Annotated in this window: 21 protein-coding genes; 6 read left to right on the top strand and 15 right to left on the bottom strand. The window is 62.4% G+C overall.

All coding sequences use genetic code 11. From position 1 onward, the window contains the following. Positions 1-11 precede the first annotated feature (11 nt). From Q3C01_RS05115 to Q3C01_RS05105, 3 genes are all read right to left on the bottom strand, one after another. Complete coding sequence (locus Q3C01_RS05115) at positions 12-1,334, bottom strand: TAXI family TRAP transporter solute-binding subunit (protein WP_458144240.1); 1,323 nt, start codon at positions 1,332-1,334, stop codon at positions 12-14. Between the two features lie 203 nt (positions 1,335-1,537). Beyond that, positions 1,538-3,967: an arylsulfatase gene (locus Q3C01_RS05110; protein WP_458144305.1), complete on the bottom strand. Its 2,430-nt coding sequence runs from the start codon at positions 3,965-3,967 to the stop codon at positions 1,538-1,540. A gap of 623 nt (positions 3,968-4,590) precedes the next feature. After that, positions 4,591-5,595 (bottom strand): AraC family transcriptional regulator, encoded by a 1,005-nt coding sequence (locus Q3C01_RS05105; protein ID WP_458144239.1) that lies wholly within the window; start codon positions 5,593-5,595, stop codon positions 4,591-4,593. Positions 5,596-6,245: 650 nt separating this feature from the next. On the opposite strand from Q3C01_RS05105, the gene Q3C01_RS05100 reads away from it, so the two are divergent. Beyond that, positions 6,246-6,917 carry an IS110 family RNA-guided transposase gene (locus Q3C01_RS05100; RefSeq protein ID WP_458144238.1) on the top strand — a complete coding sequence of 224 codons (672 nt, stop codon included), beginning with the start codon at positions 6,246-6,248 and terminating at the stop codon, positions 6,915-6,917. Positions 6,918-7,373: 456 nt separating this feature from the next. Here Q3C01_RS05100 and Q3C01_RS05095 read toward each other — a convergent pair whose 3' ends face one another. From Q3C01_RS05095 to Q3C01_RS05055, 9 genes are all read right to left on the bottom strand, one after another. Beyond that, positions 7,374-8,543 carry a Gfo/Idh/MocA family protein gene (locus Q3C01_RS05095; protein ID WP_458144237.1) on the bottom strand — a complete coding sequence of 390 codons (1,170 nt, stop codon included), beginning with the start codon at positions 8,541-8,543 and terminating at the stop codon, positions 7,374-7,376. A gap of 60 nt (positions 8,544-8,603) precedes the next feature. Then, a complete protein-coding gene (locus Q3C01_RS05090) occupies positions 8,604-8,903 on the bottom strand; it encodes a septal ring lytic transglycosylase RlpA family protein (RefSeq protein WP_458144236.1) in 300 nt (99 codons plus the stop codon). Positions 8,904-9,007: 104 nt separating this feature from the next. After that, complete coding sequence (locus Q3C01_RS05085; protein ID WP_458144235.1) at positions 9,008-9,853, bottom strand: CmcJ/NvfI family oxidoreductase; 846 nt, start codon at positions 9,851-9,853, stop codon at positions 9,008-9,010. A 334-nt stretch (positions 9,854-10,187) separates the two neighbouring features. Then, positions 10,188-11,099: an ABC transporter substrate-binding protein gene (locus Q3C01_RS05080; protein ID WP_458144234.1), complete on the bottom strand. Its 912-nt coding sequence runs from the start codon at positions 11,097-11,099 to the stop codon at positions 10,188-10,190. Next, entirely contained in the window at positions 11,096-12,196 is a 1,101-nt protein-coding gene (locus Q3C01_RS05075; protein ID WP_458144233.1) for an LLM class flavin-dependent oxidoreductase, read from the bottom strand. Before Q3C01_RS05075 ends, Q3C01_RS05080 begins: the two co-directional genes overlap by 4 nt. A 20-nt stretch (positions 12,197-12,216) precedes the next feature. Then, the gene (locus Q3C01_RS05070) at positions 12,217-13,398 is read right to left on the bottom strand and encodes an acyl-CoA dehydrogenase family protein (protein WP_458144304.1); all 1,182 of its coding nucleotides are present in this window, start codon (positions 13,396-13,398) and stop codon (positions 12,217-12,219) included. Continuing rightward, complete coding sequence (locus Q3C01_RS05065; protein WP_458144232.1) at positions 13,395-14,186, bottom strand: ABC transporter ATP-binding protein; 792 nt, start codon at positions 14,184-14,186, stop codon at positions 13,395-13,397. The genes Q3C01_RS05070 and Q3C01_RS05065 overlap by 4 nt, the downstream gene beginning before the upstream one ends. After that, the gene (locus tag Q3C01_RS05060; RefSeq protein WP_458144231.1) at positions 14,180-15,193 is read right to left on the bottom strand and encodes an ABC transporter permease; all 1,014 of its coding nucleotides are present in this window, start codon (positions 15,191-15,193) and stop codon (positions 14,180-14,182) included. The genes Q3C01_RS05065 and Q3C01_RS05060 overlap by 7 nt, the downstream gene beginning before the upstream one ends. Next, entirely contained in the window at positions 15,171-16,274 is a 1,104-nt protein-coding gene (locus Q3C01_RS05055; RefSeq protein ID WP_458144230.1) for an ABC transporter substrate-binding protein, read from the bottom strand. The genes Q3C01_RS05060 and Q3C01_RS05055 overlap by 23 nt, the downstream gene beginning before the upstream one ends. Before the next feature lie 133 nt (positions 16,275-16,407). On the opposite strand from Q3C01_RS05055, the gene Q3C01_RS05050 reads away from it, so the two are divergent. The 4 genes from Q3C01_RS05050 to Q3C01_RS05035 all read left to right on the top strand — a co-directional run bounded on the left by Q3C01_RS05050 (position 16,408) and on the right by Q3C01_RS05035 (position 19,646). Beyond that, entirely contained in the window at positions 16,408-16,632 is a 225-nt protein-coding gene (locus Q3C01_RS05050) for a hypothetical protein (RefSeq protein ID WP_458144229.1), read from the top strand. A gap of 132 nt (positions 16,633-16,764) precedes the next feature. Beyond that, entirely contained in the window at positions 16,765-17,751 is a 987-nt protein-coding gene (locus tag Q3C01_RS05045) for an ABC transporter substrate-binding protein (RefSeq protein ID WP_458144228.1), read from the top strand. 262 nt (positions 17,752-18,013) lie between these two features. Next, complete coding sequence (locus tag Q3C01_RS05040) at positions 18,014-18,400, top strand: hypothetical protein (protein WP_458144227.1); 387 nt, start codon at positions 18,014-18,016, stop codon at positions 18,398-18,400. 154 nt (positions 18,401-18,554) lie between these two features. Then, the gene (locus tag Q3C01_RS05035; RefSeq protein WP_458144226.1) at positions 18,555-19,646 is read left to right on the top strand and encodes a catalase family protein; all 1,092 of its coding nucleotides are present in this window, start codon (positions 18,555-18,557) and stop codon (positions 19,644-19,646) included. On the opposite strand, the gene Q3C01_RS05030 is transcribed toward Q3C01_RS05035, so the two are convergent. After that, positions 19,627-22,713, bottom strand: coding sequence for an ATP-binding protein (locus Q3C01_RS05030; RefSeq protein ID WP_458144225.1), 3,087 nt, complete (start codon positions 22,711-22,713; stop codon positions 19,627-19,629). The genes Q3C01_RS05035 and Q3C01_RS05030 overlap by 20 nt on opposite strands. A 193-nt stretch (positions 22,714-22,906) precedes the next feature. On the opposite strand from Q3C01_RS05030, the gene Q3C01_RS05025 reads away from it, so the two are divergent. Next, on the top strand, positions 22,907-23,068 hold the full coding sequence (locus tag Q3C01_RS05025) for a hypothetical protein (RefSeq protein ID WP_458144224.1): 162 nt from the start codon (positions 22,907-22,909) through the stop codon (positions 23,066-23,068). A gap of 105 nt (positions 23,069-23,173) precedes the next feature. Here the strand turns inward: Q3C01_RS05025 and Q3C01_RS05020 are convergent, their stop codons facing one another. Together Q3C01_RS05020 and Q3C01_RS05015 are read right to left on the bottom strand one after the other, a co-directional pair. Beyond that, complete coding sequence (locus Q3C01_RS05020) at positions 23,174-23,611, bottom strand: hypothetical protein (RefSeq protein WP_458144223.1); 438 nt, start codon at positions 23,609-23,611, stop codon at positions 23,174-23,176. 228 nt (positions 23,612-23,839) lie between these two features. Then, the gene (locus tag Q3C01_RS05015) at positions 23,840-24,268 is read right to left on the bottom strand and encodes a hypothetical protein (protein WP_458144222.1); all 429 of its coding nucleotides are present in this window, start codon (positions 24,266-24,268) and stop codon (positions 23,840-23,842) included. Positions 24,269-24,492 lie beyond the last annotated feature (224 nt).

Below are 24,492 nucleotides of genomic sequence, written 5' to 3'. Positions count from 1 at the left end.
CGGTGTGTCGCCTATGCGGCGGAGGCAACTGCGTGTCCCTTCGCGATCAATGTGCGTCGGTCGTGAATCAAGTTCTCCAGCCGGTGGGCTGCCACGTTCAATGTGGCATCATCCACCGCGCTCTCGTCTCCAGCAGCGGATTTAGCGCGCTCCGCCTTTAGAATGCCGTCGATTTCTTCTTCGATATCCGAAAGTTCAGCCTCTGTGTCGACTTTCCGAATCCGGCGCGCCAGGGCGTAGAGAGAATCGAGCGGGCCTTCGGTTGCGCGGTTGCCGATGCCCAGGAATTTCCACGCCGCCGCAAGCATGGTGGCAGCGCCACCCAGCACCATCGGCGTCAAATAGATCCAGTTGCCGTATTCATCCATGAAGCTCTGCGTGGTGCTGTTGTAGACGGCTGCCGCGCCAGGGTGCAGCGGAAGGTAGGCATCCTGGTCGGTACTGGGCGCGGTGATCTGCGCGAAAATCGGCTGCTCGCGCAGAAGATTCCTGCGCGCGCTCATGATCGCCTCCGTGAGGCTGGTTACCAGATCGGTGCCGAGCTTCTTTTGCGCAACCAGGTATAGTGAGGTCCTTAGGGTCGTCAGGTCATCTTCCGGGACCGGCGGCGATCCCCGCAGCGTGCCCTTCGGAACGTCGAAGCTTTCAAATGCGCGTTGACTCTCTGCGATTGCCCCCGCGGACTCGATCGGGATCAGTACCGGAACCTTTTTATGGTCGAGCTGAAAAAATCCGCGAACGAGCGAGAGATATTTTTCGGCGAGCGGGATCGTGACAAGCAGGGCGCTGACCTGTTTTGACTGAATGGCTTGCCGGACATCCGTCACAGCAAGGTTCTTGAACGCAACTTTTGCGCTCGCCAGATCATATTCCTTGGTCAATACATCGACAATTTTGGCGTTCGCTACTCCGCCGACCACGCCGACCGTGTGTCCCTTCAGGTTGGCCATTTCGTCGATCGACGATCCCGGCGGCACGATGATCAGTACGACCATGTGGCTGACGACGACGACGGCCTGCGCCTGCGACAAGTCGCCGACGTCGCCGCGAACCACGGCCAGGTCGACCTTGCCCGCGGAGAAGGCGTTAGCCGCCTCAAGCGCGGTGCCGCTGTCGATAACCTTGAGCCGGACCGGCGCGTTCGTTGAAACGAGTTCGCTTGCCATGGCTGACATTGCCTGGGCTGCCCCGCCGTCAATCGAGCCGACTGCCACGGTAAGTGTTGCCGGGCGGGTGTAGTACCGATAGCCAAGGAGACCTGCGCCTGCGGCAAAAACGGCGACTCCGATAAGCAGGAAAAAGCGAAGCCAGAGCGGCAATTTTATCGACATCATGCTCGTCACTCCAGGCGCATCGGTCGATGGACATCGCTGCATGCCTTAATTGCAGCGCGTACAACCGCAATACTAAAGTCGCTTTGCTCTCGAACTCGGACATTGCTCGATGAAGTCGGCATGTCTCAAACGTGCCACATCCGGACTATCGCAATATGTCCGGCACGGGCGCCTACTCAGCGCCCGTACCGGGATTGCGGTACCTAATCCCTTGCTCTTTCGAGAGCATGCCGCATGAGCTTTTGTTCGTCACTCGTCATTTGCGTCGCGCCAAGCTTGTAGGTCAGCTTGTCGATCTTGCCGGTGAAGCGGAACGGCAGCTTGTAGCTGTCGTCCACCGCCGTGCGGGTATCGCTCCCGATGTCAAAGGTTTCGTCGATCGCCATAAGGAAGGGGATCGTGTGCGGGATCGTCTTCTTGGCCAACTGCTTGCCATCCACCGTCAACACACCGGTGCCACCCTTGCCCGGGCCGGGGCCGTCATACTTGAAGCCAAACACGATCGTGTGCTTGCCGGGCTTGAGCGCATCGCCAAACACATCGCGGCCTCCCACTCCGCCCTCCCAGCGATACCGCTCTAGATTGAGCAAGTTGTAAACGAAGACTGGCTTGCCTTTGAGCAGGTAGAGAGCATATCCGCCGAAGCGACCGCCGAAAGTGGCAATCATTCCTTCCGCGCCGCCCTGGGGGACGGTAATCTCCGCGGTGATGGTGTAATCCTTGTTGAGGATGCTCGGGGTGTTTCCATCCGGAATGCCGGGATTCTCACCGGAATACGTGAAGACCGTTCGCCCGGCGGTCGCGCTCGGCCGCGGCGTCACGAGGCGCGGCAGGATCGAGTTGTCCAGCGGCAAGACCTGGTATTTCGCCGCCTCGGTCAGGAACAACGCCTGGAGCTCCTTCAACTTGTCAGGATTCTTGGCTGCGAGGTCGTTGTTTTGCGAATAGTCGTCAGCGATGTTGTAGAGCTCCCATTTATAGTCGTTGATGTCAGGCAGCTTGGCTGTTCCCAAGATCCACGGCGGCACCGGGGGCGTCGTGCATGCATACCAGCCATCGTGGTAGATTCCGCGATTGGCGAACATCTCGAAATACTGCGTGTCGCGCTTCGAGGGTGCGTTGGCATTCGCCTGGTCGAACGTGTAGACCATGCTCACGCCCTCAATGGGCTTTTGCGCAATGCCATTGACCATGGCCGGCGCCTGAATACCCGCGGCCTCGAGGATCGTCGGCACAATATCGATTATGTGGTGGAATTGGGTGCGGATGCCGCCGACGTCCGTGATGTGGCCGGGCCACGAAATGGCCATGCCCTGGCGTGTGCCGCCGAAGTGCGACGCCACCTGCTTGGTCCATTTGAACGGCGTGTCGAACGCCCAGGACCACGCGACTGACATATGCGGGTACGTCTTGTCGGAGCCCCAATCCTCGTAGTACCGCAGCAGCTCGGCTTCCGGGAGGTCCAGAATGCCGTTGTAAGCGGTCATCTGGTTCGGGGTGCCCTCGAGGGTGCCTTCGGCGCTGGTGCCGTTGTCGCCGCTGATGTAGACGATCAGCGTGTTATCGAGTTTTCCCATGTCCTCGACCGCCTGGATGACGCGGCCGATCTCGTGGTCGGTATAGGCGGCGTAGCCGGCAAACACTTCAGCCTCGCGCGCGTACAACTTCTTTCGCACGAAGGAAAGCGAGTCCCACTTCGGCAGGACATCCGGCCAGGGGGTCAGCTCGGTATTTGCCGGGATCACGCCGAGCCGCTTCTGGTTGGCGAAGATCTGCTCGCGCAGCTTCTCCCATCCCATGTCGAACTTGCCCTTGAACTTGTCGATCCATTCCTTCTTCGGCTGATGCGGCGAATGCGTGCCACCCGGCACGTAATAGACAAAGAACGGCGTGTCGGGAGCCGAGGCGTTCAAGCTGTTCATGTAGTTGATGGCGTCATCAGCCATGTCGGTGATGAGGTTGTAGTTTTGCTTGCCGATCCAGGGAAAAACCTGGGTCGTGTTGCGGAACAAATAGGGCGTCCACTGGTCGGTCTCGCCGCCCATGAACCCATAGAAATATTGGAATCCCATACCGATCGGCCATTGATCGAACGGTCCGGCCGCGCTGTACAGATAGGTCGGGGTATTGTGGTTCTTGCCAAACCACGACGTGGCATATCCGTTGTCGCGGAGAATGGTCCCGATCGTCGCGCTTTCGGGACCGATGACAGAATCGTAGCCCGGATAGCCGGTGGACATTTCACCGATGACGCCGTACCCGACCGAATGGTGGTTGCGGCCGGTGATCAATGCCGCCCGCGTCGGCGAGCAAAGTGCCGTGGAGTGAAACTGGGTATAGCGCAATCCCGCCTTGGCGATGCGATCCATGTTCGGGGTCGGGATGACACCGCCGAAGGTGCCGGAAACGCCATAGCCCTGGTCATCGGTCATGATCAGCAGAACGTTCGGCGCGCCTTTGGGCGGAACTACGGACGGTGGCCAATACGGTTTGGAATCTTTGGCGGTCTCGTTGACCACGCCACCGAATTTCGGAGGCTCTGGCGGCAGTTGTTTTCCGTCGATCGTGGTCGTGGCGCTGGGCGAACCCGGTACGCCGTTGATCTGCTGAGCGTGCGCTCCGGGGGCCAACATTGCGCACAGGAGAAAACTCGATGATAGGAAACTCGCAATTTTGATCACGACGTCCTCCTCGAATGGCCGGTTTCGCTGTCCACTACACCGAGCTTACCGTTTAAGGCGCCTTCATTTCGCGGCCTATGCGTTTTCGGCAGACGAGTAAGATATCAGAGGGAGGGCCGCGTTTAGCGGGGCACTCATGTCTGCTCGGGGTGACGGAGCCGGGCAGTGCTCGCTACCAATCGATGAGCTTCGGTCCCGATAGCGATCGCTTTTGAGCAGACGCAGCAAATAACGCGAGGGGCCCAGACCCGGACATTCAGCCGCCCAAGCGGCGCAAGGGCGTTGCGCAGTGGCCTGCTGGAAATCTGCGTCAGTCCGACAAACGGCTGGCTCAACTCCAGGATTAGGAAAATCGCTGCGGAAGAGGAAATCACAAACACGAACAGCGCCTTTAAGCACCGCCCGGCCCGCAACGTCTCCGGATCGATCTATTGTGAAGATCATCCATCGCTGCGATCTCCGGGTTTCGGAAAGGCCCGCAACAGACTGCTCTTTTTCGTCCTAAACTTCTCCTCCAATAATGCTGGCTTTCAAGTAGACTCTTGCATGAGCAAAGAGGCTCCCCCTTTGCAAGATTATGAGTTCGCTTCGGCGGCCACGAGTGATGATGGGCGATTGAGATGGATCGCAATCTGCTTCGTGGGGCGGCGCTTCAAGGTCTCGGACGGCGACTCTCCGAACGCGGCGCGATAGGCGACCGCAAAACGGCCAAGCTCCCAAAAGCCATGGTCGGTAGCTATCCGAGTTACGGTTGATGTCGATGGAACCGCGCTCAGCAACGCGCGATGCACGAGGTGCATCCGACGGAGAGTGAGAAACCGGATCGGTCCCATGCCCAGATGCTCTTCGCAAGAGGCGCGAAGCGTTCGCTCCGCGACGCCGATAGCCGCACAGATTTCGGTAAGATAAAGTGGCCGGTCGGGATTTGCCTCCAGAAACTCTTCGAACCGCGCGATGATCGCATCACGGCGCCGGCCACGAGTGCTGGTCTTTTCGTCGACCGCATCAGCGAGGCATCTGACCATGACGTGGACGAATTCATTCTCCAGCGCGCGAAGCACCTCCGGCAGTTGCAGAATATCGGGAGTGTCGTGGGCGAGCTGTCCGATCGCCCGGTGTAACTTCAGTAGCCGTGACATCGACTGAGGGTGCGGATGAAAAATGTGCCGTTCTGACTTTTCCATCAACTCGCAGTCAATTATCGCTTCGACTGCAGTATCAAGCTCGTCGGTTGGGATGGACATCGCGCCGTAGTCAAGACCAGGGCCGCATCGTCGATGCTCAGCTTCAAGCGTGTTGTCAATGATGTCGCCGGGGATGACCTCAATTCCGCAGTGATAGTACGGTGACAAATTGGATTCGGTAAGAAAGCCGATCGATCGCCGACCGGGCCTGCTTGTGGCGATGCTGACTGTTGGCGAGGATAAGTGAGTACGTTGCAACCAGAGCCGGCTCATGGCGACCTGGGTCATCTCGACCCGAAAATCTTTCGTCGTGGGAAGTATTTCAATGTCAGAATACGGGAAGGCTGCTTGACACGCCAGCGGATCGGTAAAGCAAAGAACTCTACTCCACGCCACTTCTGCTCTCCCAAAAAACAAGACTACGATTTGGTGGGCAACAAGCGTGATTGGTCGGACAAAAAGTGTGACTAAAACGAGTCCTCGGATCGCAAGGCGGCGGAGGTGGTGCCGGCCGGTCCAGGTTGTACCGTAGTTCTGTTATTACCTCTGATCAATGTACCTATTTTGACATACCGCAATATTGCCGAGCGACATTCGCTGGCATCTTCATTCTTGGCATGCCAGCGCCATTCGAGCGAGAGCTATGCACCGCCTCGCAGCAAAAACAGGCCGCTGATGTCTCAGTTGGGTCTTGGCTGTGTGAAAACGCTAAGGCCCTTGGTGGTGATAGGTGAAGTTATGCGTCCAGGACGGTTCTGGCACTCAAACTCGAAAGCGCGCTCAACTTAAAGAGCGAATTGAAGAATGTAGTTCTCACCGCGCTTCGATCTTTCGCATTTTCACACATGGGGTACTCGAAACAGGGACAACGTCGACATGGCTGTGGACCGAGTTGAATAAGCTGGGGCTGCCGGTCATCTGCATCGACGCCAGGCACGCCAAGGCGGTTTTGAAAATGCAGATCAACAAGAGCGACCGCAACGATGCCGTAGGCATCGCCCGCATCATGCAATGTGGATGGTATAAGGAGGTGCGCCAGTCATGCGGTGAAGGCTCTGCTGGTCAGCCGGGCTCTGCTCGTCAAGATCAAGCGGGATCTCGAGAACCAAATCCGCGGGCTCTTAAAGAACCTCGGGTTGGTTATTGGCCCAGCAAAGATGAACGTATTTGCATTGCGTGCTGCGGAGCTCATCAAAGATCGGCCGGAACTCGCCGTTGCGGTAACGCCGCTACTCACCGCCCGAATGGCCATCGAGCAGCAGGTTGCGGATCTCGACCGCAAGGTCATGAAGCTCGCACGCGGCAATGCTCAAGTGCGACAGTTCATGACGGCACCTGGCATTGGTCCTGTCACGGCTCTTTGCTTTCTTGCAACGATCGATGACCCTACGCGCTTCAAAAGGTCAAGAAGCGTTGGGGCCTATGTCGGACTAACGACCCGAAGATACGCATCCGGCGAGATCGACTGGACGGGTCGAATCTCGAAGTGCGGCGACAAGATGTTGCGCGGCTATCTCTACGAGGCAGCCAATGTGCTGCTCACGCGCGTAGCAAAATGGTCAGCCCTCAAAGCCTGGGGCACGCGGCTTGCAACGAAGCGGGCTACGCAAAGCCAAGTTGCGGTCGCGCGAAAGCTCGCGGTCATTCTGCATCGCATGTGGATCAATGGTACCGAATTTAGATGGTCGTCAAAGGAGACCGCCATGCAAACAGCATAGCAACTAGCGAATTCCCGCCGACCAAACCGGCAAGGATGTGTTTGGAGAGTCTTGACCGAAGGCCCGGAATTAGAGAACAGCCAGGATCATTCTCGACGGTTCGGCTGAGTTTGTCGGTTGGTTGATGTCCACTTCTGTCCAAAAGCGCTTATTCCTCGCGGCGTGCCGCATGGGCTTGGAAAACCTAGTGTCGAAGCACCGCCTGGCTATGGCCGTTGCGCGCATTGGCTCAAGATCAAAATCCGTCGCATCCGGGCGACAACCGCGTCCAGGTCCCCATGGGCGGCGCGCCAAAAAAATACTGGAAAACGCCTGAAAAAAGCGTTTCCCGACACTGGGCCGACACTAGCGGCGTCTGTTATTGAGTTCATTGACCTTTTCCCGCCCTGGCGCATCCCGCAAGGGGAGACGGGATGGCAGCGTGCGCGTGGCCGATCAATCAAGCACTACGATGCCTCACAACACCACCCGCCGTCCCTCCTCCGCGGCCCAATAGCCGGCGTAGTTCACCTTGATCGTCTCGAACGCCAGCGCGAGATCCGACAGCGGCTGCCGGCCGGTCGCCACACACTCCATAAAATCCTGGATCTCCTGCAAATAGCCGCGCGTCCATTCCTCTTCGAGGCAGACATATTGCCAGCCGGTTTTGCGGTCGACCTTTTCGGTGATGTAGACCGAGGCGAGCTTCTCCTCGCTGGTCTGATAGCTCACCAGATGCGTATTCGGCGTGATGTTGGCGAACAATGAGCCGCCGCTGGTGTAGGTCTCGATCAAATTGCGAACGCCGCCCATGATCATGTCCCCGGAAAACACCGTCGCCTTGGTACCGTCGGAGAAGGTGATGGTGAGCGTGCCCCAATCCTCGACATCGACCGGGTTGGCCTTGATGTAGGCGCGCTCCTCCGGCTTGAGACCGGCGGTGACGTTGCCGACGTCGCAGGTGACGCTCGCGACGCTGATCGTCTCACCACGCGCTTTCGCCTCGACCTGCTTCAGGTAAAGCACCGCCGACAGCGGGTGGCAGCCCATGCGGATCAGCGAACCGCCACCGGTCATCGCCCATTGCGCGGCGTGCGCGGCATGCGAGCCGGAGTGGCTCTCCTCGCCCTTCATGAACAGGATCTTGTCCTTCGTCGCCCTGATGATCTCCGCGGTCTTGGTCACCGCCGGCGCATAGACCCAGTCCTCGGCATACATGAAGAGCTTGCCAGTCCGCTGTATCGCGTCGCGCGTGGCCTCCATCTCCTCCAGCACGCGCTCGTACATCAATGCCTTCGGCACGTGCTTCCCGATTGGCGGCTTGTCGCCCTCGCGGCCGAAATAGCCGGCAAAGGGCTTTTCGCAGATCGCGTGCCTGCCCGCCTGCATGGCCGCAACGATCATCGTCGCATGCAGATTGGGGGGCGTGCAGATGTCGACGACGTCGATATCCGCATCCGTGAGCAAGTCGGAAAAGCTTCGATAGCTGCGCGGGATTTGATGACGGCGGGCGAACTCCACGACATGGTCGCCGCGCGCGGCAACCGCCGCAACCTCGACATCCAGGCCATAGACACGCCGAAACGCATACATATGCAGTTCCGACACGAAACCGCAGCCCACGAGCCCTACCCTGACCTTCGCCATTGCGCCCCCCTCCGCATGTGTTTGGGCGGCATTATAGCGAGCTTGCGGGCAGACGCATGCCTATTGCACGGAGACCCGCACCACACCCGCGCTCATCATGCCAAGCGCGCGAGCGGCAGGGACGGATAGATCAACGATGCGGCCACGGATGAACGGCCCGCGATCGTTGACGCGGCATTGAATCGAGCGCCCACCGTAGGACACCGTGAGCACGCTGCCGAACGGCCGCGTCCGGTGGGCGCACGTCAATTCGCCGTTCCTGGCGGCTTTTCCGTATCCGTAATATGAGGCTAGTCCGTTTTCGGCATGCGCTAGAGAAGAGGTAGCAAGACAGAACAATAAAGCGGTCAGCGCTCGCACGGCACCCCTCCGGGTTCGCCCTGCCCGGCGCTGCAAACGTCGATCTGTTTCCTGAAGTTCCAGGAGCGCTGCCGGTTCAAGGCCGGCAGTGCCATCACACATTGTTACGATTTGTGAAAAACCAGAGTTCGCAGCTCGATGCTTTCGCGTGGCGGCGCATCGGTCGGCGTGGTCGGATCGACGAACGCAGTATGTGGCCCGAAGCGGGTGCGGCCGTCAGTTGCGGAATCATAGCACTTCAGAAGCAGCGCTTCGTCTGGCGTCATCTCCGGAAAATAGAACCAGCGATGGTTCGGATTATATTTCACCGAATAGGTCTCGCCGCGGCGGTTGGGATAGATCAGATCGGAGGCCACGAGGTCGTCGGGGGCAATCGTCGCGCCGTCGGCCATTGCGAGCGGAGAATCACGCAAGGGACCGCGGATCGGACGCCAGAGATTGATAACCTGCACCCGGCCCTTGAGAAGCTCCTCGGCTTCATCCGGCAGATGCTCGCGCACGCGGTTGGCGCCCGAGGTGACGGTCTGGTCGACATGAACGCGCGTTGCGGGCTGGCGCGGACCTGCGCCGCGGATGTCGGCGGCGCCATCAACACGCTTGCGCACGGTGTGATCGAAGATGACGACGCGATCGGCCTTCAACGTCGCACGCAGGAAGGCTTCAACGGCGGGATAGTAGATCGTCCTCACCTCTTCGTCGTTGTAAAAATCCCTGACGCGCGTCGGATGCCGCACCAGCGCGAAACCTTCGCGATCGAGCGAGAAGTTTTCCGCAATCAGACGTCCGTCGAAGATCGGGACCTGGTGCGGCTCGGGCAATGAGGTGCTTTTCGGCTCGCCCGGCGGCGGATCAAACGCGTAGGTGCGGGGTTTGCCGGATGTGGGTGCGAGATAGTTGAGCTCGGCTGTGACGAAGGGAAGCGATTCGATTTTTGTTTGTTGCAGGCCCATGGCCAGTCTCCCGATGTGGTCGTCTGCCTGACTTTTGACGGGAGATAGCGTGCGGCAAGAGGCACGCTGCAAATAGCAATGCGGCTGTCGCCGACGAGACCAAACGCAGAAGGAATTTCGAGGATGGCGGCGGAGCGGGAAACTCCGTTCTCGCCTCACGAACGCTTGAGGAGCACGTGAGATGTCGTGCCCCGGACGCAGCGCATCACGCAGTGGTGCGCTGCAGAGCCGGGGCCTATGTAGCCCAGAGCTGGTATGCGGCATGGGTCCCGGCTCTGCGTCGCAGCGTTTCACGCTGCGCCGCGTCCGGGACACGAGACCTACAATCCCGCTTTTAGAAGCTGCGGTCGACGATCTCCGCCGCTTCGCGCTTCTGCTTGATCAGGCCCCAGCGAAAATAGAGATCGATGGTGCCCTGCTCGTCCGTGACCACGCTGTCGTCGATCGGCGTGATGCGGATCTTTGCGCGCGAGAGCCAGTTGAGCGGCACTGCGGTCGGGATGTTCATCAGCTTGCCCCAGGTCTCGGCATAGCTGTCCAGATTGTTGATCGACCAGGCGCGCGCGGCGGTGAGGCGCCGGATGAAGTCGGTCAGCTCGGCGCGCTTGTCGCGGATCGCTTCTAGCCGCGCCACCTGAAAGCTGAGGCCCGGCGTCAGGCCTTCCGAGGTGATGATGCGACGCGACTTGAACAGCACCTCCTCCTGGCTGACGTAGGGCTCCCAGGTCGCCCAGGCATCGACCGAGCCCTGGCTATAGGCGATCTTGGCATCGGACGGCGCGAGGAACACGATCTGCACGTCGGCCGCAGCCCAGTCGTTCTTTTCCAGCGCCGCCAGAATGAGCTGATGGCCGATCGAACCACGCCCCGTTGCGATCTTCTTGCCGCGCAGACCGTCAAAGCTCTTGATGGACGAGTTCTCCGGCACGAGGATGGCAAGCCCCTCACGCGTCTGCCGGATGGCCGCGATCGCCTTCACTGGCGCACCGGAGGCGGCGGCGAAGGTAAAAGGGGCATCGCCCACGAGCCCGGTCTCGATCGCGCCCGCGCTCAGCGCTTCGAGCAGCGGCGCCGCTGCCGGAAATTCCTTCCACTCGATCCTGTACGGTACATCGTTGAGCTGGCCTGCCGCTGCCATCACGGCCCGCGCATTGCCCTTCTGATCACCGACGCGCAAGGTTGTTTGTGCTGCTGCGAGGTCGATCGAACCGAACAGCAGCGCGCCGGCGAGCATCAGCCTGATCATTCCGCCGCCTCGCCGCGGGCGACCTGGCGCTTGGCGATCAGTTCGCGCGTCAGCGGGATCAGCTCGCGCCCGTATTCGATGGCATCGATCAGCGGATCGAAGCCGCGGATCAGGAAGTGCGAAATGCCGAGGTCATAGTAGTCGCCGAAGGCTTCGGCGACCTGCTCGGGCGTGCCGACGAGCGCGGTCGTGTTGCTGTTGGCGCCGGTCAGCTTTGCGATCTCGGTCCACAGGCGCTTGTCGATGCGGCTACCCTGGTCGGCGAGCGCGAGCAGACGGCGGGCGCCGGCGGTAGCGTGGCCGTCGGCCGGCTTGCGATAACCGGTCTTGTCCTGAAGCGCGCTCGCACGCGCCAAAATCGCTTCCGCCTTCTCCCAAGCCTGCTTTTCGGTCGGCGCGATGATCGGCCGGACCGAGAGGCTGAAGCGCGGCGTCGGCCGGCTGTGCCTTACCGCCGCGTTGTGGACGCGCGAGGTGACGTCACGCACCTGGGCATAGGATTCGCCCCACAGCGCGAAGGTGTCGGCATGCTTGCCGGCGACGTCGATCGCAGCATCCGAGGCGCCGCCGAAATAGATGCGAATGCCCTCGGGACGGAAAGGCTTCACCTGCGCAAAGCCGTTCTCGACCTGATAGTACTTGCCCTTGTAGGTGAATGGCTTGTCGCTGGTCCATTCCAGCCTGACGATGTCGAGGAATTCGGACGTGCGGGCGTAACGCTCGTCCTTGTCGTCGAGCGTATTGCCGTCCTGCCGCAGCTCCGTGGCATTGCCGCCGGTGATGACGTGCAGCGCGACGCGGCCGCGCGAGAACTGATCGAGCACGGCAACCTGCCGCGCCAGCAGCGTCGGTGCGGTGAAGCCGGGACGCTGCGCGATCAGCACGTTGAGGCGGTCGGTGACATTCAGCACGTGCTGAGCCACCTGAAGGGCGTCGGGGCTCGTCGAATGGAACGCGAGCAGTGCCCGATCGAAACCGGCATTTTCATGCGCCTTCGCCACCGCCTCGACATGGGTGGGGTTCAGGACCGGCCCCTCACGGACGATCGTCTCCGACGAATTATTGTTGCTGATGAAGCCGATGAACTCGATCGACATTGATCTCTCCTTTGTGATTTTCAAAGCCCCAGCGCAGCGCGGCCAAGGCCAACGCGCGTCGAATCGTCCTGCGGGGTGTGCACGCGGCCGCACAGCACGTCGCGATGGTGCCGCTCCAGCGGGTTGGTGCGGCTAAGACCGTGATTGCCGGTGAGCGACAGCGCGTCCTCGACCACGGCCACCGCGTTGTTGGTCACGGTGAGCTTGATCGCGTTTGATTCGGCGGCCGACAGCTCGATACCGTCGTCGAAGTCGCCGGCAAATGAATTGATCAACCGGGCGTTGACGGCAAGCCTGGCCTCGATGGCGCCGAGCACCTCCTGGGCGCGGGGAAGCGTCGCAAGCGGCGCACCGAGGCTGGAGGGCGCGCGCCTCTTCAGGAAGTCGATCAGCCAGTCGCGCGCGGCGCGCGCGACGCCGTCATAGATCGCGGCGATGAAGACGGTATGAGTGGTCGCCTGCGTGGCATCGAGCCCGCGCCAGTCCGCGGGCTTGCGAACATCGATCTCGTGGTCGAGCGGGAATACGACCTCGTCGAAGATGACATCGTGGCTGCCGCTCGCGCGTAGCCCATGATGGTCCCAGGTCTCGACGATGCGCGTGCCCGGGAGGCCTGCCGGCACCAGGAATTGGCCGACGCGCGGCTCCTCTTCATCTGTTCGCGCCCAGACCAGGTACCATTTCAGGATCGGCGCGCCGGTCGAATAGATCTTGTGGCCGGAGAGGCGCCAGCCGGTCTCGGTCCGCCGCGCGATCGTTGCGGGCAGGCCGCCGCGCGCGGGCGAGCCGAGCTCCGGCTCGACGCGCAGCGCATTGACCAGCGCGACGCCCTCCACCGTCTCGCGGGCGAGCTTGCGCGACAGGCGGCCCGGCCAGGTCGGGCTGCGCGCCATCACGAGATGGTTGATGTAGTGCATCGAGAGCACCAGCGCGGTGGACGGATCGGCCTGGGCAATGATGCCGACGATCCGCGCCGCATAGCGCACGCCTGCGCCGGCACCGCCGAGCGCGGCGGGTACCGTTAGCGACAACAGGCCGGCTTCCGACAACTCCTTGAAATTATCGAAGGGAAAGCTGGCCGCGCGATCATGCTCGGCGGCACGTCGGGCGAAGACCGCGGCGAGACCCTGCGCACGCTCGATGTAGTCCTGCTCGCTTTGCGCCGCGCGGCTTTTTGCGGCCGAGTTGCCGTGCGGTGTCACCACGTGGCGTCGAGCCCAAACAGGCCGAGGATCTGGCGGCGCAGCTCCGCGAGATAGGGATCGCCGCGATGGCGCGGATAGGACCGATCGACGCGGATGTCGGCCTTGACGCGCGCGGGACGCTCGCTGAACACGATGACGCGGTTGGCGAGGAACAGCGCCTCTTCCGCATCGTGGGTCACGAGAAGAGTGGTAAAGCCCTTGCGCCGCCACAGCGAGACGAGCTCGGCCTGCATGGTGATGCGGGTGAGCGAGTCGAGCTTGCCGAGCGGCTCGTCGAGAATCAGGATTTTCGGATCGTTGACGAGCGCACGCGCGAGCGCCACGCGCTGCGCCATGCCGCCGGAGAGCTGATGCGGATAGGCGTTGCGAAATTCCGACAGCCCGACGAGATCGAGTGCCGCATCGACGCGCGAACGCTGGCTCTTCAGGATGCCCCGAGCCTCGAGGCCGAGTGCGACGTTGTCCCAGACCGTGCGCCAGGGAAACAGCGTCGGATCCTGGAACACGACGACACGCGTGGGATGCGGGTGCGTGATACGGGTCTCGTCCTCGCGCAAGGCGCCGGCCCGCGGCTTCTCGAGCCCAGCGACCAGTCGCAGCAGCGTGGACTTGCCGCAACCGGATGGCCCCAGCAGCGCAACGAACTCGCCAGGCTCGACCGCGATGCTGACGTTGCTGAGCACCGGAAGCTCGGTGCCGTCGATGTCGAAGGCATGGCTGACCTGCTCGATGTCGAGCGCGGCGCCCGCGGCTGCATAAGCGATGACCTCGGCCGTCGCTACCATTTGACGGTCCCCTTCTGCCAGACCAGGAGGCGATCGCGGATCGCGAACAGCAGCGTGATTGCGCCGGAGCAGAGCAGCGACATCACGATCAGCGCCGCATACATGTTGGCGTAGGCGGCCCAGCCCTGCGCCCATTGCAGGTACCAGCCGAGGCCCGCCTTGACACCGATCATCTCGGCGATGACCAGGACGGCAAAGGACGCGCCGAGCCCCATGAACAGGCCGACAAAGACGTGCGGCAGTGCTGCGGGGATTGCAACCTTCAGCACCAGGAAGGACGGCCTTGCACCCAACGTGCGCGCGACGTCGTAATAGGCGTTGCTGACACTCGCGACGCCCGACCAGGTCAGCACGGTGACGGGAAACCCGGTCGCCAGCGCGATCAGGAAGGTCGAAGCGCTCCAGCTCGACGGAAAGGTGAAGAAGGCGATCGGCAGCCAGGCGGTGGCCGGCAGTGGGCCGATGAAGCGCAGGACTGGATGCATCCAATAGCCAATTGCGCGCGACCAGCCGATCGAAACGCCGGTGAGGAAGCCGATCGCTGCACCGATGAGATAGCCGCCGAGCTGGAGCCGGACAGAGGCAAAGACGCTGTCGAGCAGCTTCGGCAGATCGTCGGTATAGACCTCGATGATCGCCTGCGGCGGCGGGAAGAACGGCAGCGGCAGCCAGGCGAATTTTGCAGTCGCGACCTCCCACAGCGTCAGGATCAAGCCGAGCGCCAGCAGCCACGGCGCGCGGTTGCGCAAGGCGCGTCCGGCAGAACCGAGGTAATCGGCGCCGACCGTCCCGAATAGCGCGAAGGCGGCGATGATGAAGGCGGCGATGCCGAGTGAATGCGTGCGGGACCAGTCGCCGACATCCTCCCACCAGAGGCACGACAGGCCGAAGGCGATCCAGGCCAAGCTCGCCGCGATGCCGGCGCCGGATTCCCTCAACCAGCCAGAAAGCGCGACCTCGCGCGGCGCAACGGAGGCAACGCCGTCAGACAGCGAATACGTCGACATAGATGCGCTCCGCGAATTTGGCGGTATCGGTGCTCTGCTTGAAGACTTGCACGCTCTTCAGGTCGTCCGCATAGGCCTTGAGCTCGCGCTTGAGCACCTCGCCGACGGGATGGTGATGATGGGTGTGGTAACGCACGATGCCTTCGAGGTCAGCGAGCGACGCAGTTTTGGGCGCATAGGGCTGGAACGACTTTGCGGCCTTTTGCGGATTCTGCGACGAGAACATCGCGGCATCGAGCAGCGCCTGCGTGATCGCACGAGCGACCTGCGGCTCGTCGCGCACCAGGCTGCCGCGCAGACCGAGGATGCAGCAGCTCTTGTCGCGATATTCGCCGTCGAGATTGGAGGCGACTTCCTTGTACTGACTGTCCTTCAGCCAGAGATAGGCGAGCGGATCGGACGACAGAAAAGCCTGCACCTCACCCTTCTGTACCGCGACATCCAGCAGATTGCCCGGATAGGCGCGCCAGTCGACCTCCTTGAGCGGATCGATGCCGAGCTTTGCGAGCTGAATCGAGAAGAAATTCTTGTCGGGGCCGCCGAGATCGCCCACGGCGACGATCTTGCCCTTGAGATCCGCAAGTTTGTCAACGCCGGAATCCGCGCGCGACAGAACACGCATGCAGCCGCCATGCGTGCCGGCCGCGATCTTGACGTCAAAGCCCTGCTCCAGCGGCTTCAGCCAGCGCAGCGCCATGCCGAGACCCGCGTCGCTCTTGCCCGTCGCGATCGCCTCCAGGAGCTGATCGGTCGAGCCGGAATAATTGACGAGCTCGACGTCGAGATTCTGCTTCTGAAAGAAGCCGTGCTCGATCGCCACGGGGACCGGCGCGAGGCAGACGGCGCCGGCATTCCACGACAGCTTAAGCTTGCGCGGCGCGCCGGTGAGCGCCGGTGCATCGGAGGACGTCTGGCACAGCGGGAACTCGTGGAAATCGATCGCCGGCGCGATCGCGCGCGGCGCAAAGGCCTGCGCACCGATGGCTCCGAGTGGCGCCGCGAAAGCCGCAGCGAGGCTGGCTTGGAGCAAATGGCGCCGATCGAGCCCCGATCCGCTGCGCTTATTCTCGTTGTTATCCATTTGCTTCAGCTCCTCATTACCCCAAGCCTCCGCCGTCCACGCAACGCGTCGCGTTGCGCTCGTCCCGTGCGGAGCCGCGTTAGGAGAAAAAATTTCTCGAGGCGATCCCTCACCTCTTCACTGCGCTGCGCAAATGATGCGGCGCGTTGACGGCATCGTCAATGAAATGGAATTTCGAATGTTGCGAGCAGCGCAGTCATTCTCTCCACCGGTGCGCGCATCAACGACGAAACGATTTCTTCGAGTTCGGCGCGATCTGCTCGTCGTCACGCACCTGATGACGATGCCATCTCTTGCACAATCTTCACGCATATCTGCCGACGCGCACATCGCCTTCTCGCAAGCATCCGTTCAATGAAACGTCCTTCTGGCAAGCGCGCGCAATTCGGTTGGCCGTTTCATTGACTGCGGCCTCTCGGCTCATAAACTTGACCAGCCCAATGCATCATCGCTCACGCCAAGTGAGCCAGGAAGAAACAAGAAGCATCATATGAGCATCAATTCCGACTCGCACGATCACTCCCTCACGCGCAGGCTTGCGGCGTCGCTGGTCGCGGCCGCCATGACCCTATCGACGGCCGCCGCATCGTTCGCTGCCGACACGGTCGTGCTGCGCGTCGGCGATCAGAAAGGCGGCAACCGTTCGCTGCTCGATATCTCCGGTTACGCCAAGGATCTACCCTACAAGATCGAATGGTCCGAATTTCCGGCGGCGGCGCCCATCCTGGAGGCGCTCAACGCCGGCGCGCTCGACGTCGGCTACACCGGCGATCTCTCCTTCCTGTCGGTCTATGCCGCGGGCGCGCCGATCAAGGCGATCGGCGGCACCAAGTCGGACGCGAAGACGCAAGCGATCCTCGTGCGGCAGGATTCGCCGATCAGGTCGGCCGCCGACCTCAAGGGCAAGCGCCTCGCCGGCACCCGCGGCGGCTGGGGCCAGTTCCTGATCGACGCGACACTCGAGAAGGCGCAGATCAAGCTCGACGACGCGACCTTTGCGCCGCTCGGCCCGGTCGACGCCAAGATCGCGCTCGTCGCAGGCTCGGTCGATGCATGGGCGGTATGGGAGCCGTATGTCTCGTTCGCGACACTGAAGGACAAGGCTCGCGTGATTGCCGACGGCGAGGGCCTGACGCCGACCATCACCTTCATCGTTGCCTCCGACAGCGCCATCGCGAGCAAGCGCGCCGCCGTGCAGGATTTCCTGCAGCGCTTGAACAAGGCGCGGCTGTGGTCGCTCGATCACATCAGTGAGTATGCGAAGGACACCGCCGAGCTGACCAAGCTGCCGGAAGACGTTCTGCTCAGCGCCTACTCCGCGCAGCGCACCAGCCCGATCGTGATTGACGAGAACGTGGTGAAGGAAGTGCAGGAGGCCTCCCATCGCGCCACGCGCTACGGCATCCTGCCGAAGAAGCTCGACGTCAGCCAGGCTGTCGACCGCAGCTTCACGGCGGCCGCGGCAGGATCGAACTGAGGAGCCCAAAGATGAGCGGTCCGCCCCTCAAGGCCGGGCCGCTTCACCTTGCGGCGATCGTGCTGGTGCACCTCGCCTGCATGGCGGCGATGGTCTGGTTGTCGTTGTGAGGCCCGCCGCGCTTAAGAGAAAGATGAGAGGAAGATAAGGCGTGCTTAAGGACTCAAGGGAGCCTCCGCCCTAGCATCGCCTCTGGTGACGTCCACGCCCCCCGCATCAATCGGGAGACCGCGTGGCGCCTTATTTCAGGAGGATTTTGATCATGACCATTTCATCACGCACACCTTCTCCCTCGCGTTCGGACAACAACACTGTCCGGAATAGCTATCGGATCGCCGCCCTCTGTGCGTTCCTGACGATCTGCGTTTCCTCGGCCAGCCCAGCCATGGCGGCGATGGAATGCGCCTCCGGCTATGTGTGGCGGGTCGCCGTTCCGAGCGACCTCGTCTGCGTCACGCCGGAGTCCAGGAGCGTCGTCGCAAGCGAGAACGCAAGGGCCTCCAGCCGGCATCAACCCGGCAGCGACATATGCCAGTCGGGGTATGTCTGGCGCGAGGCGTTTTACGGCGACAAGGTCTGCACGACACCTGAACGCCGCAGCGAAGTTCGCCAGGAGAACCTGGTCGCCTCGCAGCGCGTCGCGCAATAGCCGCGACTGAAAGCCGCGACGGAAGGGGGCGTCAGAGCAACCGGAATTCGTGTTCCGGTTGCTCGCGCGGCAGGCACGCGCTTACAATGGAATTCGCCCAGCGGCCGCCACCGTTCGCAAGGCCCAGGTGATCCGCGGGCTGGAGATCAGCGCCATGGCAGCCGATCAATATGTTCGCTACGACCCCTCTGTCGAACAGCCAAGTCCCGAAGAGGCCGACGCCGTCCGGGACATCGTCGCCTCGATCGAGCGGACCAGCGACGCCACCTTCAAGCGATTCCACCACGGCATTCGCCAGCAACATGCCAAAGGCGTCGGCTTCCTGCGCGGCGAGCTGACCGTCTACGACAATCTGCCGGCGCATCTGCGCCAGGGCCTGTTCGCAAAGCCTGCCCGTCATCCGATTATCGTCCGGCTCTCCACCGCTTTCGGCCTCAAGAGCGATCGCGTTCGCGCGCCCCGCGGCATGGCGATCAAGGTCCTGGGTGTGTCCGGCGACAAGGCGCTGGCGGATGACACTTCGACCAACCAGGATTTCCTTCTCGTCAATCACCCGAGCTACATGGCCGATGCCAAGGCTTATCTGGCAGCCCAGCGCAACGTCGAGCGCAATCTGAATACCCCGGACGTCGGATTCAGGATCGTGGGTTTCTTCTCGCGCATCGCCATCACGGTTTCGAACGCGACTGGCGCCCCTATACCATTGCTTGCGAAGGCGCTTGGCGACCCCGGCAACAACATCCTCGGCGAAACCTTTCACACCGAGGGCACGCTTCGCTTCGGCGACTATATCGCGAGGATCCGGGCGGTGCCGGTCTCGGATGCCGTGCGCAGGCTCACGGGTCAGCCCAGCCATGACGGCGACGAAATCGTGCGGGACTCGGTCACGGAGTTCTTTCGGGAAAACTTTGCGGAATATGAGCTGCGAGCCCAGCTCTGCACCGACCTGAAACGCACGCCGGTCGAGGATTCCTCGATCGACTGGCCAGAGGATGTCGCAGTGCCGCAGCCACTGGGCAAGATCACCCTTCCCTTACAGGCCGCCAATACCTCCACACGCCGCGACTACGCCAATGACGTCCTGTCGTTCGATCCCTGGCGTTGCCTGGCCGATCATCAGCCGCTCGGCTCGATCATGCGGCTGCGCAGGGATGCCTATCGCGCGTCGCGCGAGCGACGGCACAAGCAGAACGGACCGATCCCGCCGCCCAGAGAACCGCAAGATATCAGCGAGTTTCCCGATTGATGTCAGGCCGGCAGATGCAACTGTCCGCTGCACCGGCAATCTCGGTGCGGGCGAAGAATGGCAGCGAGCGCAGCGGGTCGTCAGGCGCGAGCGAACTCTCCAGCGACTTCACAACCGTATTAGAGTGCCGTCTCCAGTTCGCTGCCTTCCGTGCCTCTCCACGGCTGGCGTAAAACTCGGCGAGCGAGGCGTAGACCCGCCACGCCGCGTAGGGTAGCCCAGCACGGTGAACGGTCGAAACGGCCTCGGACAGGTGCCGCCTGGCGCTCTCCACATCGCCGCCCAGTAGCGCAATTCGCGCCATCACCTCCTGACACAGCGCGAGGAACGGCCGATCCGGTGCCGCGCTCGTCACCTCGTGGAACCGGCTCGCGGCCGCCTTTGCCTGGTCGAGGTCGCCGGCCTCGATCCAGTACTCGCAGCAGTTCAGCAAATACTGCGGCATGACCAGCGACTCGATCGGCACACCGTCCACCTCCATCCGCCGCTCGACGGCATCAAGATGCTGTCGCGCCAGAGTGAGGTTGCGCATCCCGAGCTGGGCGCGCACCAGCAAATTCCTGCCGAGGAAGAAAGTGAACGGGTTTGCCTCGAGCATCGGGGCGATGACTTCCTGCGCCTGTCTCGCCGCAGTCTCATGGTCCCCCGCCGCGGCATGAAGCCACCCGATCGTGAGCTGGCATAGGGCGCGCGCCTGCGGATTCGCGTTCCGCTCCGCGATGGCGAGCGCCGAGCGAACGCTCTGCTGCAGCGCCCCCCATTCGCCCACGTAGAGGGACGCGAACGCTTCGACGGACTCATAGAGCACGAAGAGGTAGACGTCGCCGAGCACGCGGGCGAGCTGCTTGCCCCTGCTCGTCGCATCAATGCAGGCCGGATAGTTCGACCTCAGGAACTCGAGCACCATTTCCATGGAGCAGCGACGCAAGCGCATGCTGAGGTCTTGCGCTTCCGAGATCAGTGCCGACGCCTGCTCCGAGAACTCGGCGTCCTCGCTGCTCCAGCCGCGAAGCATCAGCTTCAGATTGGCGACGTTGCCCCTAACCAGGGCAGCGAATGCAGCGTCATCGATCGCCCGGCTCTTCGCCAGTGCCTGCTCGGCGAAGGGCAGGCATCGTCGCCTATCGACATAGAGGCAGAACCTGCTGAGATCGACCAGCGCGTTCACCTCCTCCCGAACGAGGCCGTTCTCGGCTGCATGGGCGAGGATCGCGCCGAGATCCTGCAGCGAGTTCAGGAAGTCGCCACCGGCTCGCCAGGCCCAGGCGCGCTGCAACAGCAGCTTCAGGCGCGTCGGCACCTGCACGTTTGTCGGCAGATGCGGCACGAGATCCAGGGCACGCGTAAGGTAGTTCGCAGCCTCGCGCGTGCTGAAGCGCCGCGCCGAGCCCTCGGCCGCCGTGGCGAGATAGCGCATTGCCTTCGGAAAATCGCGCCCGAGCTCGAAGTGACGCGCGAGCACCGAGGCGACCTCCCCGGCTTGTGATCCATACCCGCGCTCGAGACTGACACCGAGCCGCACGTGGGTATTCACGCGGCGGGCCGGCGCCAGCCGCTGGTACAGCATCTCCTGGTACAGCGCGTGCTGGAACGCGTAGCGGCCGGAGACCTCTCCGCTCGGCCATTCGGTCGAACCGGCTACGAGGATGATGCGGCCCGCACGCGCGAGCTCCTCGCACATCTGCTCCACGTCCAGCACGTTTCGATCGAGCGCGTCCGCGATGTGCAGCGCCGAGAACTCGGCCCCCGCCGCGCTCGCGACCTCGAGCAGGCTGCGCTCCTCAGCCGTGAGATGATCGATCTGCCGCGCGATCATGCCCTGCAAATCGCGCGGCATGCTGTCGTGCGAGGCCGCCTCCTCACGCTCCAGCCGCCACCTGCCGTTATCCTCGACGAGCACGCGCTGGGCAACGAGATGATCGAGGAGCGACGTCACGAACAAGGGCTGCCCCTCGGTCCGCGCGAAGATGCGCTCGACCAGTTCGCCGGCGAGTTCGGCCGAGTTGAAGCGCAGGGCGAGGTAGCGCTCGACGTCGCCGTCCGTCAGCCGATCGAGCGCGAGCTCGGTCGCACGTCCGTGGATCTGGAGATCCTGGTGGACGGCCTTGACCGGATGTCCGCCGACGGCGACTTCCATCGGCCGATAGGTGGCGAGAACGAGGATCGCCGCCTTCCGGTCCCGCCGCGCGAGGCGCGACAGAACATCCACGGTAGCAAGATCACTCCAGTGCAGGTCTTCCAGGATGATGATCCAGGGCCGCTTCGCGGCGATGCTCTCCAGAAGATCGGCGAACTCACGCAGCATGCGTTCCCGCGTCGCGCCAAAAACCTCCTGCTGGAAGGCGACGCGATCGCCTTCACCAAGGAAACCCGGCATCTGGGCGAGCCACGTCGGCGCGTGCTCGCGAATGGCGGCGAGCATTGCGGCGTCTCCCTCGCCGCGGCATCGTTCGTTGAGGGCTTCAATCAGCGGCAGGAAAGCCTCGTGGGTGCCGAACAATTCGTTGCAACCGCAATGCAGCACACCGGGTCTCTCGCCTGCCATCCGATCGAGAGCCATCTGAACAAGCGTCGTCTTGCCTATTCCGGCTTCGCCGGTGATGAATACGACCTGACGCTGACCGGCGCGGACCTTCTGCAACGCGGTGTCGAGTGTCTCGAGCGCCGTCGTGCGTCCAACACGCCATTGCCGCCTGCGGTCCGCGACGTCCTCGGACGGCTCCTCCAACCGTTCGGCGGCCGACGATGGTGTGGTGGTAACGGGTGCGATGAAGCGATAGCCGCGTCGCGTGACCGTCTCGATGTAGCTGGGCGACTGCCTGTCGTCACCGAGCGCCGCACGCAGCGCATTCATGGCAACCGCGAGACTCGACTCGCTGACATGCAGATCCGACCAGACTGCGTCGAGCAGCTCTTCTTTCGTGACGAGCTCGCCCGGACGACCGATCAGGCAGCAGAGGACCTCGAAGGGTTTCGGCGCCAGCACGACACGCTCCGGTCCGCGCCACAGCAGCGCATTGGCGCGATCGAGCCGAAACTGACCAAAGGCGAGCTCGTCTCTCCGCACGGCCGCGACCTCCGGATGATTTCCGAGCTTAAGAGAAAGCTCAGTCAAATGTAAGGACGGCGTAAGGACTCCTGCCGTTTCTCGGCGTTAGCGTCGCGCCTGGCGATGTCGTGAACATCACCAGGAAGCATTTCATCACGCTGTCTTTTTCAATCAGGGCAGTCGATGCCCAAATTTTGGCAGGGAGTTGACCATGCCACTTCCATACCGCAGAGGTATTTTTTCAACCCGTGATTGCGAAGGCTGGTTCGTATTCGTCTACGCGATCGCCTGCGTGCTTGCCGCCGTCTATTTCTCGTCGTCGGAGCCAATCGTCATCGACGCCGGCTTTGCGATCATCGCGCTTCTGCCGTGACCAGCGCCGGATAGCGCGCCCATTACCCGCGCTCGCGCGCGACAGCGCGAGCGCGGAGTCTCGGTCGGCCGACCTGTCAGGGCTACCCTCGCGCGACTCGCGCGATCACCAATAGCCGCCGCCATAGTAGGGGCGGTATGGCCGGTAGTAGCCAGAGCCGTAACCGTAATACGGTCGATACGGGCGGGCATAATAGGGCGAATAGGCGTAGCCGGGCGCGTAGCCGTAATAGGCTGGCGCGTAGCCACCGCCGTAGCCATAGGGGCCACCGTAATACGGATCACCATAGTAGCCGTAAGGCGCGCTGCTCGCGATGGCGCCCCCGATGATGGCCCCGGCCGCGAGCGCTCCGACGCCCCAGCCGAATCCGCCGCCGCGCCATCCCCATCCGCCGCGCCAGTACACCTGCGTGACGTCGTTGGAGACCATGGCCTTGATCGTCGCCACATTGGTCGGCATTGGCGCCGCCGCGGCCTGTTGCGCCTGGCCCGCCATGACGGCACCGGCGAGCGAACAGGCTATTGCCGTTTTCCAGATACTCATCACCTTGCTCCCTGTCTGACGTTTCGTTTGGCAAAAGGGTCGCACGCCGCATGATCTGGCATCTTTGCGCTGAATCAAAGCGTCCGCTTGCGTGCACCGCACAAGCATCCCGGCCCGTCGTCGATCGCGACCGCCTCAAACCTGAGAAAGCCGGCGCGGATCGACCCCGCGCCGCCGCGGGCGCTGAAATGCCGCAGGACGAGCACCCGCAAGCGACAGCCGAAGCGGCTACTTCGTCCTCATGCCCGGATCGGCCGCCGATGCCATGAGATCGCGCGCCTCGCGGCCGCCATGCGTAAACCAGCTCTGGCGCAGATCGACATTTCTGAACGTGCCCGAGCCAAGCAGGCAGCCGGCTGCCGTCGGGACCACGACGAAATCATTGCCGAAGGCGAGCACGTCGATGCGATAGGTGTGCGTCCCCGCATCGACGAGCTCCCAGCGGCCTTGCAGCAACTGCGCGTGGCGATCGCTTTTGGCGATGGCGGTGCCGTTTTCCGTCAGTGACAGGGCCCACGCCCCGTCGAAGGAGGAGGTCTCCGCGCAGGGCGAGAGGACCTGCCAGGCCTCGGCGAGATCGCGTTGCTGTACGGGATGATCCGGAGTGCCGGTCAGGTAAGCCAGCCCGACTGAAAGCAGCCGCAGCAGGCCGAACATTTCGTTGGCGCAGGGCATCGGATAAATCCAAAAAATATGAAAGCGATCTGAAATAGACTTCAGCCTACCACCCTTTCGGGGCGGTCTGGAAGGCTCGGCAATCAAAAAAAGCCGGGCCGCGGGGGCGGCCACGACGTATGGCAACCAACAGGGCACTTTCCGAATTGTTATCCGTGCCGCTAGAATTCTGCTTCGATGCAAGCGCCGCCGGCTTCCCGCGCGGG

The organism is Bradyrhizobium sp. UFLA05-109, from assembly GCF_054185165.1.
This window is presented reverse-complemented; position numbering and strand designations above follow the sequence as displayed.